Source organism: Clostridium subterminale (assembly GCF_039521425.1).
GTDB classification, from domain to species: domain Bacteria; phylum Bacillota; class Clostridia; order Clostridiales; family Clostridiaceae; genus Clostridium_J; species Clostridium_J subterminale.
Genome location: NZ_BAAACI010000008.1, coordinates 261,054 through 279,912, shown reverse-complemented (window position 1 = coordinate 279,912; position 18,859 = coordinate 261,054). Strand labels below are relative to the sequence as shown.

The 18,859-nt window shown below is 30.3% G+C and carries 18 protein-coding genes; 10 read left to right on the top strand and 8 right to left on the bottom strand.

Annotated elements, in window-relative coordinates; genetic code table 11:
- Positions 1–274: 274 nt before the first annotated feature.
- On the bottom strand, positions 275–814 hold the full coding sequence (locus ABDZ93_RS17930; RefSeq protein ID WP_343827881.1) for a rubrerythrin family protein: 540 nt from the start codon (positions 812–814) through the stop codon (positions 275–277).
- A 153-nt stretch (positions 815–967) separates the two neighbouring features.
- Positions 968–1,339: a hypothetical protein gene (locus ABDZ93_RS17925; protein ID WP_343827880.1), complete on the bottom strand. Its 372-nt coding sequence runs from the start codon at positions 1,337–1,339 to the stop codon at positions 968–970.
- Between the two features lie 233 nt (positions 1,340–1,572).
- Between ABDZ93_RS17925 and ABDZ93_RS17920 the strand changes: the two genes are divergently transcribed.
- The 4 genes from ABDZ93_RS17920 to ABDZ93_RS17905 all read left to right on the top strand — a co-directional run bounded on the left by ABDZ93_RS17920 (position 1,573) and on the right by ABDZ93_RS17905 (position 7,173).
- Positions 1,573–2,958, top strand: a complete 1,386-nt coding sequence (locus ABDZ93_RS17920; RefSeq protein WP_343827879.1) for an 8-oxoguanine deaminase — start codon at positions 1,573–1,575, stop codon at positions 2,956–2,958.
- A 39-nt stretch (positions 2,959–2,997) separates the two neighbouring features.
- Entirely contained in the window at positions 2,998–3,171 is a 174-nt protein-coding gene (locus ABDZ93_RS17915) for a CPC_1213 family protein (RefSeq protein ID WP_343827877.1), read from the top strand.
- A gap of 555 nt (positions 3,172–3,726) precedes the next feature.
- Complete coding sequence (locus ABDZ93_RS17910; protein ID WP_343827876.1) at positions 3,727–4,872, top strand: PdaC/SigV domain-containing protein; 1,146 nt, start codon at positions 3,727–3,729, stop codon at positions 4,870–4,872.
- A 129-nt stretch (positions 4,873–5,001) separates the two neighbouring features.
- Positions 5,002–7,173, top strand: a complete 2,172-nt coding sequence (locus ABDZ93_RS17905; RefSeq protein ID WP_343827874.1) for a glycoside hydrolase family 25 protein — start codon at positions 5,002–5,004, stop codon at positions 7,171–7,173.
- A 47-nt stretch (positions 7,174–7,220) separates the two neighbouring features.
- Here the strand turns inward: ABDZ93_RS17905 and ABDZ93_RS17900 are convergent, their stop codons facing one another.
- From ABDZ93_RS17900 to ABDZ93_RS17875, 6 genes are all read right to left on the bottom strand, one after another.
- Positions 7,221–7,556, bottom strand: coding sequence for a hypothetical protein (locus ABDZ93_RS17900; RefSeq protein ID WP_343827873.1), 336 nt, complete (start codon positions 7,554–7,556; stop codon positions 7,221–7,223).
- A 95-nt stretch (positions 7,557–7,651) separates the two neighbouring features.
- Positions 7,652–7,963 carry a hypothetical protein gene (locus tag ABDZ93_RS17895; RefSeq protein ID WP_343827872.1) on the bottom strand — a complete coding sequence of 104 codons (312 nt, stop codon included), beginning with the start codon at positions 7,961–7,963 and terminating at the stop codon, positions 7,652–7,654.
- A gap of 97 nt (positions 7,964–8,060) precedes the next feature.
- The gene (locus ABDZ93_RS17890) at positions 8,061–8,816 is read right to left on the bottom strand and encodes a TSUP family transporter (protein ID WP_343827871.1); all 756 of its coding nucleotides are present in this window, start codon (positions 8,814–8,816) and stop codon (positions 8,061–8,063) included.
- 377 nt (positions 8,817–9,193) lie between these two features.
- Positions 9,194–10,549: a radical SAM/SPASM domain-containing protein gene (locus tag ABDZ93_RS17885; RefSeq protein WP_343827870.1), complete on the bottom strand. Its 1,356-nt coding sequence runs from the start codon at positions 10,547–10,549 to the stop codon at positions 9,194–9,196.
- 15 nt (positions 10,550–10,564) lie between these two features.
- Positions 10,565–11,143, bottom strand: coding sequence for a manganese efflux pump MntP (locus ABDZ93_RS17880; protein WP_343827869.1), 579 nt, complete (start codon positions 11,141–11,143; stop codon positions 10,565–10,567).
- A 276-nt stretch (positions 11,144–11,419) separates the two neighbouring features.
- Positions 11,420–11,986 carry a TetR/AcrR family transcriptional regulator C-terminal domain-containing protein gene (locus ABDZ93_RS17875; protein WP_343827868.1) on the bottom strand — a complete coding sequence of 189 codons (567 nt, stop codon included), beginning with the start codon at positions 11,984–11,986 and terminating at the stop codon, positions 11,420–11,422.
- A 564-nt stretch (positions 11,987–12,550) separates the two neighbouring features.
- Here ABDZ93_RS17875 and rlmD point away from each other — a divergent pair.
- The 6 genes from rlmD (at position 12,551) to ABDZ93_RS20160 (ending at position 18,793) form a co-directional block, all read left to right on the top strand.
- On the top strand, positions 12,551–13,906 hold the full coding sequence (gene rlmD / locus ABDZ93_RS17870; protein ID WP_343827867.1) for a 23S rRNA (uracil(1939)-C(5))-methyltransferase RlmD: 1,356 nt from the start codon (positions 12,551–12,553) through the stop codon (positions 13,904–13,906).
- A gap of 490 nt (positions 13,907–14,396) precedes the next feature.
- On the top strand, positions 14,397–14,702 hold the full coding sequence (locus ABDZ93_RS17865; protein WP_343827866.1) for a recombinase family protein: 306 nt from the start codon (positions 14,397–14,399) through the stop codon (positions 14,700–14,702).
- A 6-nt stretch (positions 14,703–14,708) separates the two neighbouring features.
- The gene (locus tag ABDZ93_RS17860; RefSeq protein ID WP_343827865.1) at positions 14,709–14,831 is read left to right on the top strand and encodes a hypothetical protein; all 123 of its coding nucleotides are present in this window, start codon (positions 14,709–14,711) and stop codon (positions 14,829–14,831) included.
- Between the two features lie 307 nt (positions 14,832–15,138).
- A complete protein-coding gene (locus tag ABDZ93_RS17855) occupies positions 15,139–16,965 on the top strand; it encodes an AAA family ATPase (protein ID WP_343827864.1) in 1,827 nt (608 codons plus the stop codon).
- A gap of 29 nt (positions 16,966–16,994) precedes the next feature.
- Positions 16,995–18,401: an LlaJI family restriction endonuclease gene (locus tag ABDZ93_RS17850; protein WP_343827863.1), complete on the top strand. Its 1,407-nt coding sequence runs from the start codon at positions 16,995–16,997 to the stop codon at positions 18,399–18,401.
- Between the two features lie 242 nt (positions 18,402–18,643).
- The gene (locus ABDZ93_RS20160; RefSeq protein ID WP_425544801.1) at positions 18,644–18,793 is read left to right on the top strand and encodes a recombinase family protein; all 150 of its coding nucleotides are present in this window, start codon (positions 18,644–18,646) and stop codon (positions 18,791–18,793) included.
- The last annotated feature ends 66 nt before the right edge of the window (positions 18,794–18,859 follow it).

Below are 18,859 nucleotides of genomic sequence, written 5' to 3'. Positions count from 1 at the left end.
AAGTATCAAATAAATTGATACCAAGAATTCTGTTAGTAAGCTTCAATGGGAGTAAAAACTCCCTCTGAAGCAAAGAATTCTGTTTATATCATGGCTACAAAGTGTAATATTTCCATTTCATATCAATGTGAAAAAATAAACACACATTAAGCTAAACTTAGCTTAATAGTATATAGATTAAATATTTCTATAAAAATTGTTAAAAACCTTTATATAATAAAAAATAAAATAGCGAGATTACCCCGGAGTAGGTATCTGCGCTATTTTAGAAGAGCTATTCTAGAGGGTTACAATATGGTTCAAACCATCCTTGAGGGAATTTACAAAGAGGACATACCATAGGTGCAGTGGATCCTTCATGTATATATCCACAATTAGTACATCGCCATAAGGAGTCAGAATCTCCTTTATACAATGTACAGCTAAGTAATCTGTTGTAAAGAGCACGGAATCTTAAGTCATGCTCAGCTTCTACTTCAGCAACTTCCTTATAGAAGTCTGCGATTTCTTCGAACCCTTCCTTTCTTGCGACTTCTTCATATTCTTTATAAATTGCAGTTGCTTCAGCAGTTTCGCCCATAAAGGCATTCATTAAGTTTTCTTCTGTAGAGTTTACTTCACCTAGAAATTCAGCAAAGACCCTTCTAGCATGTGCAAGTTCATTAAATGCAGTTTCATCAAAGACTTGGGCTACATAGTGAAGACCTTCTCTTCTGGCTTTCTCGGCATACAATGTATATTTAGTGTTAGCCTTACTCTCACCAGTAAAAGTCTTTTTTAAATTTTTTTCAGTTTGACTTCCATAAAAATCCATTTAAATCTCCTAAAAAGTATTATCTATATATAATATATTAGTATGAGATTTAAAGGTTACAAAAAAAGACCATGAAATCTTAAAATAAGTTTCACAGTCTATTTTTCATTTATCCATTCATAAGCATCCATAATAAATCCTTACATAAAAATTTTATTCTTCATAATAACTAAAACAATAAAATAAGCAATTTCTATAGTGTGGTAGATCACTTTCAAGGATAACATGACCATTGTCAGGCATCTTTGAATAGAATTTTTTAGTACCGTCGTCAAATCTAATTTCTATGGTTCTGAGTCTTTTGAAAAGATCATTAGCTAGTTCATAGTCAATAGGCTTAATTATTCTCCAGGTATCATTAAGACTTACATGCTTATCTTTTGCAAGTTTTACACGTCTATGAATGATAAATTTTTCTGGACCTCTAAGTTCTAGAGTATGACCTTCTGAATTAATAGCTCTGTAAGTGGGATTAGAATCTAAAACTTGAAAGGCTTCTAATGTTGATAAGTTGTATTCCGTCATAAAATATCCTCCTTTAAATTATTTTCTTATAGTAATAAATTTACCCTTAATAATTGAGTATAATACTATAATTATATCATAATATAATTATAAATAAAGGAATATATTAGAAAGAATAACAAAATATACTGAAATTTAATTTATTAATATGTGATTTTGTGATATTATATAACATATAGATAATCTTCAATAATATATAATTAAATATTAATTTTAAATTTGGGGGAATTTAAATGAATGTGAAATTATTAAAAAATATCTCATGGTTAATAACTATGGATAATGAAGACAATATATTTGAACATATGGATTTATTAATAGAGAACAATAGGATTACGAAAATAGAAAAGAATATAGATGTTTCGGATATTAAAGATAAAGTACAGATTATAGATTGTGATGGCATGGCTGTATTGCCAGGCTTTATAAATATTCATCACCATTTTTATCAAAGTTTATTTAGAGGAATGAAAGAAGTACAGGATATGCCGCTTTTCCCATGGTTAGAGGGATTATATGAATTTTGGAAGCATATAGACAGTGAGTCTGTTTATTATGGGGCAATGGTTAGCCTTAGTGAATTAGTACGTACAGGATGCACAACTACATCAGATCACCATTATATATTTCCAAGAAAAGCTAATACAACTTTAATTGATGAAGAAATTAAAGCTGCTGGAGATATTGGAATAAGATTTCATGCTACTAGAGGTTCTATGAATCTAGGAAGGGATGAAGGAGGATTACCACCTTCATCTGCTATACAAAGTGAGGAAGAAATTTTACTTGATTCCGAGAGATTAATAGATAAGTACCACGATTATACAGAATTAGCAATGACAAGGATCGCCTTAGCCCCTTGCTCACCTTTTTCTGTAACTAAAAATTTAATGTGGGAAACAAAAAAATTAGCAAGAAAAAAAAGTGTAATGCTTCATACTCATCTTTGTGAAACCGTTGATGAAGAAATGTATTGCAAGGCCAGATATGATAAAACTCCAGTGGAACTTATGGAGGAGTTAGAGTGGATAGGCAGTGATGTGTGGTTTGCACATGGTATATATTTAAGTGATAGAGAAATTAAAGCTATCCAAGGAGCTGGCATTGCTCATTGTCCAACATCCAATATGAAGCTAGGAAGTGGTATATGTAAAACTAGCGAACTTATAAAAGCAGGCATTCCAGTAGGTATAGGAGTTGATGGCAGTGCTTCTAATGATGGATCAAATATGTGGGAAGAAGTTAGAAGAACTTATCTTTTAAATCATTTAAAGTATGGGCATACTGGATTAAGTGCCTATGAGGTATTAAAAATGGCTACAAAGGGTGGAGCTGAAGTTTTAGGAAGAAATGACATAGGGAGATTAGAAGTTAATAAGGCTGCAGATATGATTGCTATAGATTTAAAAGACATATCCTTTACTGGCTGCGAAGATCCTATAGTTGCCATAGTATGTTGTGGAAATTCTAGTTTTGTAAAATACACAATAATAAATGGTGAGATAGTATTTAAAGATGGTGTAATATTAACTATGAATTATGATAATATCATAGATAAAGCAAATAGTTTATCTAAGGAGATAATAAATAGGGAAAGGAATTTAAAAAGTATAAACTAAAGATTTGTGGTTACTCTAATATTACAAAGGAGTGATACCATGACAAATATGAAAAGAACACAAAACAATAAAAAACAAGATGGAAATTTTAAAAAGAAAAATATAAATCATGATCCTCAAGTTGAAAGTGCAAAGGCTGTATTTAATGGACCTAAAGCTGAATATAATGGTCCTAAAGCAAAGGAACATGATCCAAAGGATTTTATAATTTAAAGTAAATATTAAAGGATATATCATAATGATGAGAGTCTCTATGATGTATCCTTTAAAAGTTTTACAACAGATAAAGAAAGATTTAAGTTCCTATTAACTATTATATAATGATACTGTATTATATAAATTTACATTTTACTCCTAATTTATATGTTATGATATAAAAGTAGTTTAACTGGCAGTGAAATGTTTATGGCTCTAGGTACAAATTTTCCAAATGCACTTTCTATTTCAGCTTTAGCAGCACAAAAAAATCTTTTGTATTATTAACAAATACAATTGATGTAGAAACCTCCGTAATGAATATAGTTACACAAAATAGAAATAGTATAAGTAAGATGTATGTAGTAGGTGGACCTCAATTTATAACAAGTACTATCTTAAATCAATTAAGAATTAAAGTTTAAAAATAATAAAAAAATGTCTTAACCAAAAGTTAAGGCATTTTTTTTATTAAAAATTAACAGGTGTACAGAGTATTTCTATGGGCAAACTAATATAAAGTTATTTTATATAGAATTGTTTAAAATATATTTTATAGAAGGGAGAAATGTTATGAGGAAAGTTAAATATTTAATCTTAATTCTATTGCTAACAACTAATTTTCATACAGTATTTGCTTTAGATGCACATATTGATCCAGATTCTGTAGAGATATCCTTACCAAGAATGGTTAGTAACATAGTTAAAGATGAAGAAGGTGCCATAATAGAAAATGAGGAAAAAGTATATTCTAATGAGTATGTATCTGTAAATATTAATAAACCCGTTGTAAAAATTCCTAATAATAAAGCTGTTGAAGAAATTATAAATAATAAAATATCTAAAAGAATTAACGATTTTGTAGAATATATAACTAATTTATCTATAAGAGACAATGAATCTAATATAAAAGCTGGATTAGAAGTGAAACCCTATGTAATTAATATAAATAATAATGTAACCTATAACAAGGATAATATACTCTCCTTAACATTGCACTTATACAGTTTTACCGGTGGAGCTCATGGTTCTACTACAGATGAGTCGTTTAACTTTGATACTAAGACAGGAAATAGAGGAGTTATTGAGGATTTCCTTGGGAATAATAAAAATTATAATAAAATAATCTTAGATAATATAAAATCTACAATAAGTAAAAATCCAGAATTATATTTTAAAGAAGTTGTAGATAAATTAAACATGATTCCATATAATCAAAAGTTTTTCCTAACAGATAAGGATTTAGTTGTATATTTTGATGAATATGAAATTGCGCCTTATGTAGCAGGCAGTCCTAAATTCTACATACCATTAAGTGCATTTCCTAATGGATTAAATAAAGTAAATATTCAAGTAGAAGCACCAACAATAAAAACGATAACCTATGAAGAAAGTAATAAGGACTTTAATGAATATTTATCCTATCCTAAAATTGAGAATATGGTGAATAAGGATATAGAAGCAAAAATTAACAATTATTTTAAGGAAGAAATCTTTAAGTTTGCCAAAGATGTTAAAGAAGCAAATTCTCAAAATAAAAATTTAAATAAATATATAAAAGGAATTACTACCTATTATAAGAGCTTGTTTAAAGATAAGAATACCATAATTTTTGATATAACCTATTCAGGGAATAATAGAAGGGATGAAAATACTTTATTATACAACAAAATATATGAGGTAAACTTACAAAATGGAGATATTAAAGCAAGGAATTAGGTGTCGTATCCTAATATTTAATAAGGAAAATTTTAATAAAAATCTCTATAATTAAAATAAAAAAACTGTAACACATTATATGTAAGACTAGTAATATAATAAGTGAAGCATTCAATTTCGGAGGATAGTATGCAAAATAAAACTAGTCGCAACATAATAGGTCCTGACTTAAATGAATATAGGGGCGATGTAAACTATACTCTACTTGCAACACAAACCCCTTACGCTTATTTACGTGGTTCTGGTTTTGGTACTGGTAGATTTAGATTAGACAGAAAGTTTATTGAATATGCAAACGGATTAAGAAATGTAGGAATTAAAACAGGTGCATATCACTATGCAGTGCCTTCCACAGATTTAACTACAGCAGATGTTCAATGTGATGGATTTATAGACATATTACAACAGGCTTATGGACCAGGAAGATATGGAGATTTATTTCCAGTAATTGATATTGAAGCACCACTAGATAAATCTATATCTACAGATGCTTTATTAGATTGGGTAGATAGATTTAGAAAGAGATTTGAGAGAAGAACTAGAAGAAAAATGATGTTATATACAGGAGCTTTTTTCATAGAATTATACAATAATTTCTATCATACTAAAAAAGGATTTATTCTAGCAGATATGCCTTTATGGATTGCTATGTATCCAGAAATACAACCCAATCCACCATATCCAAGGGATCAAGGTGGATGGACTAGATGGAGAATGTGGCAATTTACTGAAAATGGAACTATGCCAGGAGTTAATCCACCAGTAGATTTAAACTATGGACCAGAAAATTTAGATTTATTAATGCAACCTAGAAAGGTAAGAGATTTTAGAGCAGTAGCAACAGGACAAGAAATACGTCTAACATGGACTCCAAATACAGATATAGATTTAGGTGGATATAATATATTTATAAACTCTAATTATGTAACTACATTAGGAAGAGATGCTAACTCATATGTTTTAAGATTAGCTAATAAACCAAGTGTGGGAGAAAAATATATAATGTCCATTGAAGCCTTTGATACTGATGGAGATTTTTCACAAGAAAGAGCTAGTGCTAATGTTACCTTTGGCAGAAATACAGTGTTAAGTATTGAAAATACAGATAAACGTCAAGTGAATAATAGATGGGATAGAGAAGCTGATGTGAAGTCTCTAGAATTTAATGATCCTGTAGATAGTTTAGCAAAAAGATTTGTCAAACCTATTGAAAGAAAAGAAAATATAAAAATTTATGATGATTTTGTAGAAACTGATGATGAATTTGATGATATTTTATATATGAAGAGATTAGAAGCTGAAACAGCCTATAAAAAATATTATGGAAATAGAGAACCTCAAGATAAATTAAGCCTTTATGGAGCTAATAATGATTATAGATGTGAAGATGATTATGAATACTTAGAAGAAAAATCTAAATACACTTGTCCAAAATGTAATAAATGTCATGAAGAACATCATAAACACCATGACGATGATCACGATCACCATGAAGATCACCATGAACACCATGAAGAACATCATGACCACCACTGCGATAATCATGAACACCATGAAGAGCATCATGATCATAATGACCACCACCATGATGAACATGATAAGTGGGATAAGTATGATTGCAATTGGAAGAAAGAGTACCGTAATGACAATGATAATCATGAAGATGATGATTCTCATGAAAGCCACAACTTCCATGAGAAAGAATATAAACAATTCTGCTATGATAATGATGAGCTTCATGAAAATCATGATGAACATGATAGGTGGGATAAGTATGATTTCCGTTGGAAGAAAGAGTACTGTAATTACCGTGATAATCATAAAGATGATGATTATCATGAAAACCACAACTTCCATGAGAAAGAATATAAACAATTCTGCTATGATAATGATGAGCTTCATGAAAACCATGAAGATAAATCAGAATTTATAAATGAATGGGACAAAAAAACTATAAAATGCAAATGTGATAGAGAAGAAGAAAATCAAGATTTAGTTTCAAATGATGATTATAAAAGGTATGAAAAACCTGCCTATGATGAAATTTTAAGAGAAGAGTATGAAGGTGATCGTCGTAGATTAGAAAACCGTGATTCTATGAAATATAAGGTATGTGAGGAATGTATTCAACCTAAAAGCAATTGTATAAAGTGTGAATACTTACTCCAGGACATGTATTTAAATAATTGTGACTATGGACACAAACATCACAAGAAGAAACACTATGATTATAAAGAATGTAATGATTGTGATCAAAGTAAAAAGAAGAAGAAAAAACATCATAAAAAACATCATAGATAGTTAAAAAGTCCACTTTCCTTTATAGGAAGTGGACTTTTGTGTAACAATTATACTTCTTTTGAAGCATCAGTAGTAGATTCAGTTTTTATAGCATATTGAAAAGCGTTATCGTCTTCATTTTCATATTGTTTTATGTCAGGGAAAGCGTCATAATCCATTTCGCCTTCACCGCAGTGACAAGCATTAAGATTTTCTTCATAGTCATCATCTAAAAAGCTACATTGACATAGGTCTGAATCTTCATCCTTATCTTCATTGTCATTCATAAGAGCCTCGCTTATAGTTTTTATACTCTTGTTTGAAACAGCATTTACTATTTTATCTACAATGACAACAGCACCTACAATAGCTAAAGTATTTGTTATTAATTTCTTGAAATTCATATAATCATTCCTTTCTTAAGATTCCCATTTAGTTTATGTATAAAATGAGAAATTATATCTATATATTTATAAAAAATATTTATTTATAAAGTATATTAGTTTTCCTGTGCCTTTAATTTTTTCATAATGGACTCTAGATTAAACATATGATTTTGAAGTATGTTTAGATTTTTACCTAAAGATATGTTTCTAGTTATTATTCCATCAAATAAGTCTAGTTCCTTTGGAGTAAGAGAATCTTTAAATTTTATCCGCTGATCATAGTTGAGTTTTTCAAATTCTACAACAATATGATAGCAAAACTCTAATAAATTGCCATTAATATGGCTAGCTCTGTTTTTATAATTTCTTTTACAAACTAAAAATCCAATAACAATTATAATAATTAAAACAATAAATGAATACATGAGCACAAAGCCTCCTTTTTAACACATATTAATAAGTATAGGCCAAGGATAAGTCACTGTAAAGAAAATTATTCCTAATATATAAAATGTTTGAATATTAAAATAGTTGTAATAACATTTTTATAGCTACGGCAAGGGACATAGTAACAAAAATAGGCTTAATAACCTTTGAACCCTTATTAATAGCTAACTTTGTTCCAAGCTTAGCTCCTAATATCATAAATACACAAACAGGTATACCAATTAGGTAATTTATGTTACCACTAAAGGCAAAGGTAACAAGAGCAGCAATATTACTAACAAAATTTAAAACTCTAGCATTGGCTGAAGCTTTAAGAAAATTAAAACCTAAAATATTAATAAGACCAAAGATTAAAAAGGAGCCTGTACCAGGTCCAAAGAATCCGTCATAGAATCCTAGTGAAAAAGCAAAAATTATAGAAATAGTCATATTTTTTTTATTTAATCCTTTAAAATTATCCTTTTCTCCAATGGATTTAGAAAAGAATGTATAAACACCTATGGCAAGAACTAGCACAAGAACTAAAGGTTGTAGAAAACTTTCATCCAATAGAAGTACAGCCTTAACGCCTAAAATAGAGCCTACTAAAGTAAAAGGTGCTACTATTTTAAGAAACTTAAAATTGCAGTTACCTGATTTTATAAAATTAATAGAACTAGTAAGAGATGCCATAGAAGCTGTAAACTTGTTAGTTCCAAGGACCATGTGAGGAGGCAACCCAGCTATCATATAAGCAGGAACGCTTATTATTCCACCACCACCAGCAATGGAATCCACAAAGGCTGCTAGAAAACCTGCAAAGCATAAAAAAATAAAAGTAAGTGTGTTCATAATTCCTCCATAAATTTAAATATATCCGATGACTACCAGTTCTAGTACTCCCATCTTTTTCAAAGTGGGGGTAAAGAGCTGCTGCGTTCCTGGATAACGATTTCTAAGCATCAAAAATACTGATACTAAGAACTCTGTTTATAAGCCTCATATTAAAGATTATGTTATACATTAATGAAGCATAGTCTACTCTTATATTATAAGGGTAAAAGGAAGAAAAAGAAACTAAATTACCTTATTATTCATAAAAGTAGGGACTTTCAAAAGATAAGCTAATCTAAAAGAAATGTTGAGCATGCACATACATTATTAACGCTCAGCTGTTTTGATATAAGATTAGTGATATATTTGCGAAAGTCCCTTTTATAAACAAATTTTTATTTATTTTTACACATTAAATTTTCTTCCCATAGTGGTTCTGCTCTCTTAGCCCAAGTTTCACCATAGTCTATAGTTTTAGCTACTAAATCTTCTACATTTTCAGGATCTACATACTCTGTAGACTTAGCCCCAGAAGCCTTAACCATTTCTGCAATCTTTGGAGCATTATCAAGAATTGGGCAAGGTCTAAATTGATTATTGTTAAAAGGTTGATTCTTTTGATATTCCATAAATAGTGGCTGTCCTAGAGCTTCAATTAAAGGAACTTCCTTTATATTAGCACTGGAGTAGTGACAGAATACACAAGGTTCCACATCCCCATTAGCGTTAATATGGCAGTATCTTCTTCCACCAGCCACACAGCCACCAACATATTCAGCATCGTGCCAGAAGTCCATATTAAATATTGGTTTAGTAGAACGCCAACCTCTTATAGTACGATAAAGTTTTTCTCTTTGATCTGGATTAGCCATTAAGGAAGTGTCTGTTTTGCAGCCTATAGGCATAAAGGTAAAGTACCAAGAAAAATAAGCACCCATATCTATCATCATATCTATAAATTCTTCAGATAAAACGCTATCACAGTTATTAGTTGTAAAGCAAGTTGAGAATCCAAAAGGAACTCTATTTTCTTTCATAAGAGCCATAGCACGAGTAATATCCTTCCAGGAACCATCACCACGTCTTGCGTCAGTAGCATCATCAAAGCCTTCAACACTAATAGTAGGAATTATATTTCCAACCTCACATAGATCTTCACAGAAAGACTGATCAATTAACGTTCCATTAGTAAATATCATAAACACACAATCATTATGTTTCTTAGCTAATTTTAAAATATCATTCTTTCTAACTAAAGGCTCACCACCAGTCATTATATAAAAGAAAATACCCAAGTCCTTACCTTGAATAAGTAAACTATCTAATTCATCATAGCTTAAATTTAAAGCCTTATTATAATCAGCAGCCCAACATCCTATACATTTTTTATTACAAGCAGTAGTAGGGTCTATAAGTAGAGTAAAAGGAATTTCGTATCCATATTCCTTAGACTTCTTCCTAGATTCACTCCAACCTCTAATAGAAGAATTAAGAAGGAAGTTACTAAATACAGTTTCTAAAATATGAGGATTTACATCTTTGGCTAATTTAGTCATAAGCTCTACCCAGTTATTATCCTTTTCCTTTAAAAATCCTTCAACGGCATCATATTGAGGAGTATATAAATTTTCAGTATCAAACTTCCTTAGCCAGTGAACAATCTTCTCAAAGTTTTTCTCAGGATTTTTCTTTAAGTATCCAAGTCCTTGTTTTAAAGCAGCCTTTTCAATTTTATATTTTACATTTAACATAAGCCATCCCCCATTTTAAATAATTTTAAAGTAAGAAAGTATCATTTTTACTCCCATAATAAGTAATATAACGCTACCAGAGATATTAACAGCAAATCTGTACTTATCACCCACACGGTAGCCTACCCTTAGTCCAATGATAGATGAAATTCCTGTTATTACAAATATGATAAACATATCTATAATAATCTCAGTACGCATTAGAGCGAAGCCAATTCCTAATACTAAAGCATCCAAACTAGTTGCAAAGGCTAAGGAAAAAATATTTCTATAATTAAAACTTTCCCTTTGCTCATTGATGGATTTAATTGTCATGGCATTTTTTATCATCTTAAGTCCTAAAAAAATAAAAATAATTGCAGAAAACCATTGATTGATGGATTTAAAAGTTTCAGAATAAATTGAGCTTACTGGAAACTTGGTAATCATCATTCCAATAGTAAGCATAATAGCTTGTATTCCTCCAAATGCAAGGCCAACAATAAAATCCATACGCTTTTTAAGATAAGGTTGAGTTGCACCTGTACATACTGTCACTGTAAATGCATCTAAAGACAATCCTATTGATACTATGATTACTTCCAGAACACTCATAAGCATCTTCCTTTCATAATCTGTTTTCTTAAATTATAGTCAATATAGATTTTTATGTAAAAATACACTTAGCCCTAAATGTATATCAAAAAAAACAAAAAGCAACTTATGTAGTTGCTTTAAAACAAATCTATTTAATTGTTTTTTATTATCTTTAATTAGGGAGATTTTTAACTTATATATCTTATATATAATGTAACTAATTATTTCAAATATATAACGTAATTTACAATTTTAAAGGTTTATTTAAAGGATTATAAATTAATGTAAAAAAACTTAAAGAGGTTTGAACACAATATCTTCTAAGGAATTAGAAAGTAGTAAATAATATTTTTCAGCTAACTCATGAGCAGGAACTTGTACACCTTTTTTAAGCCAAGTAATTAAAAAATAGGTTAAACCTCTAGAGTAGTAATTAGCAATTTCAGAAGCGGTAAGAATTCCTTCAAAATTCATATTTTCTATATCTAGCACAGAGAATAATTCTTCAAACATTTTAAGAAGAAATCTATATATTATACTCTCAAAGGAATTTTGTCCTTCTATTTTTACAGTTTTAATATAAAACTCTTTATTATTTTCTATTCTAGTAAGAATAAAAAGAATTGTTTCATTAAACATTTTATTATCTATAAGAAGGGTTGCACCTTCAAATATATCCTTATAACAAATCCATTCAAGTAATTCATACTTATCAGCAAAGTGGTTATAAAAGGATGGTCTTATTAACTTTGCCTCATCAGTAATCATTTTTATAGTTATCTTATCAAAGGAATGTTGAGTCATTAACTTTTTAAAGCTATCAACTATCAGTGCTTTAGTATTTTCTTTTTTAGATCTCACAGTATAACCTCACCCCTTTAAAGATATTTTAAAAGTTAACTCAAAGTTTTCCACAGTTTTAACCATTATATCAACTTCCTATATTTTATGTCAATTAAGCCACATATATGCCATAATACTAAGAGTTGCCACATTGAGTGTAAGGAGAAGCTTTAAAATACCTAGGGATATGACATAAAAGCCTAGATAAAATCTGGGGGATAATATATAATAAACTAGGTAATTTCAAATAAACATACACCTATTTACCTAGGAAACAATATATCTAGAAAACTATAAACCTATATAAATATGAAACTATAAAAATATTAAAATAGTTAAATAGGGAACAATAAAACAATATACCTATATAAAATTTTAACTAGGAAACTATATAACTAGTTAACTATTTGTTCTGTTTATGCGGGTTTCAGAGGTTTTGGTGATTTTCAGAGTCATATTTTAAGCCCCAAAATATAGGGTAAAATAACTTTAATAAAACTTAAAGATATACCTAATAGATGAAATTATTTTTAAATAAAAAATTAAAATTAATATAGAATTTTATTAGATAAGGAGATAAAAATGAGAAAGAGAAAAGAATATGAATTTATCATAGAGGGTACAGAATTTCCAGGAAAGGGAATTGCCTTCCATGAAGGAGAAAAAGTAGCTATAAAAAGTGCATTGCCCGGGCAAAAGGTTAGAGCAAGAGTAACTAAAAAAAATTCCAATGGAGTAGAAGCTAAACTTCTTGAAGTTTTAGAAGATGTAGATTACAAGGTAAAGCCAGCCTGCGATATCTTTGGAATTTGTGGAGGATGTAGTCAAGGAGATTTATCGCTAGACACTCAACTTAAATTTAAAGAAGAACAAGTAAAGGCACTATTAGATAATAAGGGTATAACAGATTATGAGTACCTAGGAATAGAAAGCAGCCCACTTCACTATGAATACAGAAATAAAATGGAATTCACCTTTGGAGACTTTGAAAAAGGTGGAGAACTAACCCTAGGAATGCATGCTAAAGGAAAAAGCTTTGCCATAGTATCAGTACATAACTGTCAAATAGTAGACGAAGACTTCAGAGCTATAATAAATGCAACCATAAACCACTTCAGAGGAGAAAACCTTCCTTATTATAGAATCTTAAAACATGAAGGTTTTTTAAGAAATCTAGTAGTAAGAAAGGCTATAAACACAGGAGAAATATTAGTTAACATAGTTACAACTACACAAGTAGAATATGACTTCACAGCCTTTGTAGATGCTTTAAAAGGATTAAATCTAAAAGGAGAGCTCACAGGAATAATCCATACCTTAAATGACTCTCTATCAGATGTAGTGCAAGCAGACTCTGTAGAAATACTACATGGAAAAGACTATATAATAGAAAATCTTCTAGGATTAAAATTTAAAATAAATCCCTTTGCCTTCTTCCAAACCAATACTAAAGGAGCCGAGAAGCTTTACACTATAGTAAGAGACTTCATAGGAGAATCAGAAGACAAAGTAGTCTTTGACCTATACTGCGGAACAGGAACCATAGGACAAATAGTAGCTCCAAAAGCAAAAAAAGTAGTAGGCATAGAGCTAATAGAAGAAGCCGTAGAAGCTGCAAAAGAAAATGCTAAAATCAACGGCCTAAACAACTGCGAATTCATAGCAGGAGACGTAGCCGTAACCATAAAAAATGTAACCGAAAAACCAGACATAATAATCCTAGACCCACCAAGACCAGGAGTACACCCAGTAGCCCTAGACTACGTAATAAAATTTGATGCCAAAGAAATAATCTACGTATCCTGTAACCCTAAAACCCTAGCAGTAGATCTAGAAGTATTAACTGCTAATGGATATAAGGTGGAAAAGGTGAAAGTTATGGATATGTTCCCGCATACGCCGCACGTGGAGACGGTGGTATTGATGACAAAAAAATAGAAGTGAAGTGTGTAAAACACTGATAAATAAAGGGTTTTCGAGATTAGGATAGCAAATTGAAATTTGTTTTTTATGTCCCTAATCTTGGAATCCTTATTTTTATTTTGCAGAAGAAAATTTTAAAGATTATAATAATTATAAGGTATAGTAGGCACGTTAGATATCTCAAAGCCTGAAAACTCAGGATAGATGTAGGCTTAAGTGTGTGTGTGGATTAGATGTTAGTTAATAAAGTATTGATAAATCAATGATTTAGCCTACTTAACATATATGCCATTCACTCGATAGAAAAGTGGTCTAAATTTTTTAGAGGGGGTGATTTTGTGCTGAATGGGATGCTAAAAGAAAATATAAAGTGTATTCCTGAGAAGGTATAACGCAATAACAGGGTTGCTATCTATTGCAGTGTCAGCGCAATGCACAATTTACAGGAAGAAAGTTTAGAGTCAAAGATAGAAAGCATGAAGCACATTGCTGAGAATAATCCTAAATGGCAGCTATTCAAAATTTATACTCAAAAAGATTCATGGGGAGTAACTCACGTTTGGAGTTTGAGAAAATGCTATTTCATAGTTATGATAATTTATTTGATATTATCTTAGTAAAACCAATTAGTCGATTTGGTAGGAATTCAATTGATTTACTTGATGCAGAGAACAAACTAAGGGGATCAGGTATTAATATTTTTCATCAAGAAAATCTTAGTGCTAATGAAATAGATAATGATTTACTAGTATCTATGTTAATTGCAATTGCTCAAGTTGAAAGTGAATCAAATAGTGAGGCAATAAAATGAGGATTAATGCGCGGATTTGAATCTGGAAAATCAAAACTTTATTCTTGGAAATGTTTTGGCTATAAGCATAATGAAAAAGGCCAATTGATCATTGATGGTGAGCAGGCAGATATGGGATTTGGAGAGTGATAGTCGTCTTAAGCAGTATTTGGATTTTTTAGTGTCAGAAGGGCAAAGCACGAAGTATGAAATCTCAATAGATAATATTTACAAAACTATCTAAAATTATGTACAGTAACAAATGTTTAGACTATAATAAAGGAGGCGTTTTCCAAACGGCTCAATGAATTAAAGCGGGTACCAGTTAGAGTGATAAAGGAGGTCAACGACAAATTCGAGAGTTTACAGAATTGAAAAATGCATATACAATTTATAGATTTATAGATTTGTTGATATTTTAGAAGAAGCATTATGAAAGTACAGAGGAAATAGTGAAATGAATATTACAGATGTAAAAAATGACATTCAAACAATTTTGGGACAACCAGTAACTAATAAAAATGTTACTTCAGCAGGAAATGGTGTTTATGAGTATGCGAGTAGTGAGGGAAAATATATATTTGCAATGATTGGAGCAAGTGGAAATACTAGATTATTTGCCCAGATGCAAGCAAATATAAAACCCAGAATACTATCAGCATATGAAAGTAGCAAAAAAGATCAAGACAAATTTTTCTTAATGGTACCAGATAGTAGTAACTTCTCATGTGATGATTTCTACATTTTTATTGAATTATTAGATAAAGGCGGAACATCATCTTCATTTGAAATTAAAATACCGTCAACGGCACCTCAAGATAGAATTACTCGATGTAAGGGATCAGGTTCATATTTTGTGACTTATGTACCGGCTAAAGATACGGCGGGGGCAAAATCCATTGAGTTGTTAAAACAATATATACTATGTTTTGACTCAAGACCATACTCTAAATATATTACAAAAATAACAGATTTTTTACCGAACAATATAAGTTCAGAAAGTAGCGTGGAAATGATAGCAAATGAATTGTGGCCAAATAACTTCCTAATAGCAGGTGCACCTGGCACTGGTAAAAGTTATATGATTAACGAACATGTTTTAGTGGCAATAAAAAAAGAGATATTTTTAAAAGAAAAAGGAAAAGGTGTTCCTTTTGACGAAACGGAAGCTGATAGGATAATACAAGATTTAGCTGTGAAAAATGGAATTAATGAAAAACAATGTATTGAAATTATTCTTAAAGAACGAGTAAGAAGGGTTACTTTTTATGAAGATTACTCTTATGAAAATTTTGTTGGATGTTATAAACCAATACCAATAGAAAAGAATGAAAGTCATTCATTTATTGTGGAAAAAAATTCAACTATTTTAACAGATATAAAGATATCAGGTCAAACAAGTGGTAGTCAGATTACATATGCTTATGAAGCAGGAGTATTTATTAAGACTTATATTGATGCAATTAATAATGCCGATAATGTATATTTCCTTATTATAGAAGAAATAAATAGAGCAAGGGCGGCTACTGTTTTTGGTGACATGTTCCAATTGTTGGATAGGGAAAATGGTGTTAGTGAATATTATATTACACCGGAAACTTCACTTGATAATTTCTTAAAAAAAGAAATAACGACATATGATGGAATAATGAAATTACCAGCGAATATGTTTATTTGGGCGACAATGAATAATGCTGACCAAGGGGTATTTCCTCTTGACGCTGCATTTAAGCGTAGGTGGGGATATTTATATTTGGACGTAAATTCATCAAATAGGGATGGAGATATTTCAATAGCCAAAGCAAAAAAAGTCAGATGGAATATATTTAGAAATTATTTGAATGCAGAAATTTTAGAAATTGCAACAGAAGATAAATGTATTGGTGCATGGTATTTTAAAAGTAATGAATTTAAGCAAATTGAAGAATATTACAATACAGATGAGAGAGATAAAAAATCTACTATGCTTAATCCATTAACAGATAAGTTAATTATCTATTTACTAAATGATGTATGTAGAATGAATCCAAGTGCGTTGTTTAAAGAAGAGTATTTAAATATGCCATCTATTAGGACTGCATTGCTTAATGCAATTGGATTAGAGGAAATACTAAATGTCGATTGGACTGGATTATTTGAAGATAATGATGATTGGATTGAGAGGCAAAAACAAATAGCAAAAGATGATGCTGACAGTAGTGATGGAACGGAAGATAATAGTACGGAAGTAAAAGTAAATGAGGTTTTACCTGAAACTAACACTGAACAAGTCCAAAATGATTGATATACTTTTGAGGGATAGGAGAAAATAATATGGAACTAAAAGTATATTATACATCGGAAGGAGACAAGCTATCATTGCATATTGGTCTTGAAGATTTACTATTAAAAGACAATGTATATGATTGTTTTGTTGATTTACAAAAGATAAAAATGGTTGGAAGTTATATGTTTTCCAATAGCGTATTATGGTATAGCTTTCCAAAGTATTATCAACTTGAATTAGTTGATGGTAAGATATCTAAGTCGGATCAAGATAATATGAAAGTAATTATGAAAGTAATAGAAAAATTAAGATACAGTGGGAAAAATTTATTTGAAGGTGATCACATTTTTACGCCTGATTCGAGAAATGAACAAAAACGGAAAGTAAATATTATAGAGTTGTCTACATACATAGTTAAAGACTATATGTCGAATGATATTTACACAAGAGGAAAAAAAGAGTTCACACGAGAAGGATTTGGGAAAACAGCTTGGGCAAGAACAATTAATAAAAATATACCAATTATTTCTGAGAACAACATTGTATATAGTAAGTTGTGGAAAAGAAAGAGTTTGTATGATGATAAAAATGAAATATCAATAATTCATGCATATATTGTTAATAAGGCTATTGAAATTTATGAGCAATATAATGGGTATATAGGATTAAAAAAGCCTGGAGATATAGTTGAGATACAAGAAGAAAATTTATCAGAGTATTCCAAGATACTGAATCAGGAGCTATTACACGTTTTTGGCGACAGGGAAATATCATTGATAAAAGCAATGATTGCATGGTGTGAGGCAACGTATAATTATAAAATAGCTGGTTGTACAAACTGTTTTCAAAATGTATGGGAATGGGTTAATGATGAGGTGTTTGGAAATCAATTCAAAAAAGAATCTCAGTATCCAATATATGAGCTAAAAGATGAGCATGGAAAAATGATTTCATATACTGGTCGTGGAACTGCAAAACCAGATACTATTTTTTTTACAAGAGTTAATGAGCAAAATCAAAATTATTTGTATGTATATGATTCAAAGTATTATCTTCCTAATCCATCAAAACAGGATATTTATGGATATCCATCAAACTCAGATATTGTAAAACAAGTAGCTTATCTTAAAGGAATAAGTGAAAGCCTGACACGGATTAGTGGACCGGTAATTGCTAAAAACATTTTTCTATTACCTGAAATACCAGATAAGATATTATCTTTATTTGGGCGAAAGAAAGAAGATAATGTTTTGTATAGTGAATTAGGTTATGTAATGCAAGCAAATTTTGATTCTATGGCAGAATATCTTATGAATAATATTGGTATCGAGATTGATTCAAAAAAGAATGGAAATGAAACAGATGAAAAAGAAAAGGTATATTTGTACATGGTGTACTGTTCAAAACTTTATGATATGTATTTGAAAAGCAAGAAATATGTGCCTGAAAATTAAATATGTTTACAGAAGGGGCAGTTGTACTAGGTTATCCTAGGAGCAGAAGGATCTGGATTCAATTTAGGTAGGAATCAGAGCCTCTCTTTATGCCTTCAAGCACGGTTGTGGTTTCATGTGTTAATATATGGCTGATATTAACTTATTGTGCATTAGTCTAAAAATGTTTTTTATGTCATGTTTGATGAAAGGGTTAGAGGGATTTCCTAAAGCGGAACAAGGCGGAGGAAGAACAGTATTACTTGAAAAATCACCATGAAGCTATTGTTTCAGAAGAAATATGGGATAAGGCGAAGAAAATTCGTGAGGAAAGATATCGTACCAATAATACGGTTGTGGATGGAACTCGAATGTGGATTTTGAGGGAAATACATTTCCAGGCGTTCACATAATCAGGATACACATAATAAGAAACTAGTTTGGAAATGCAGAACAGCCACTAACGTTGGTATCACAAA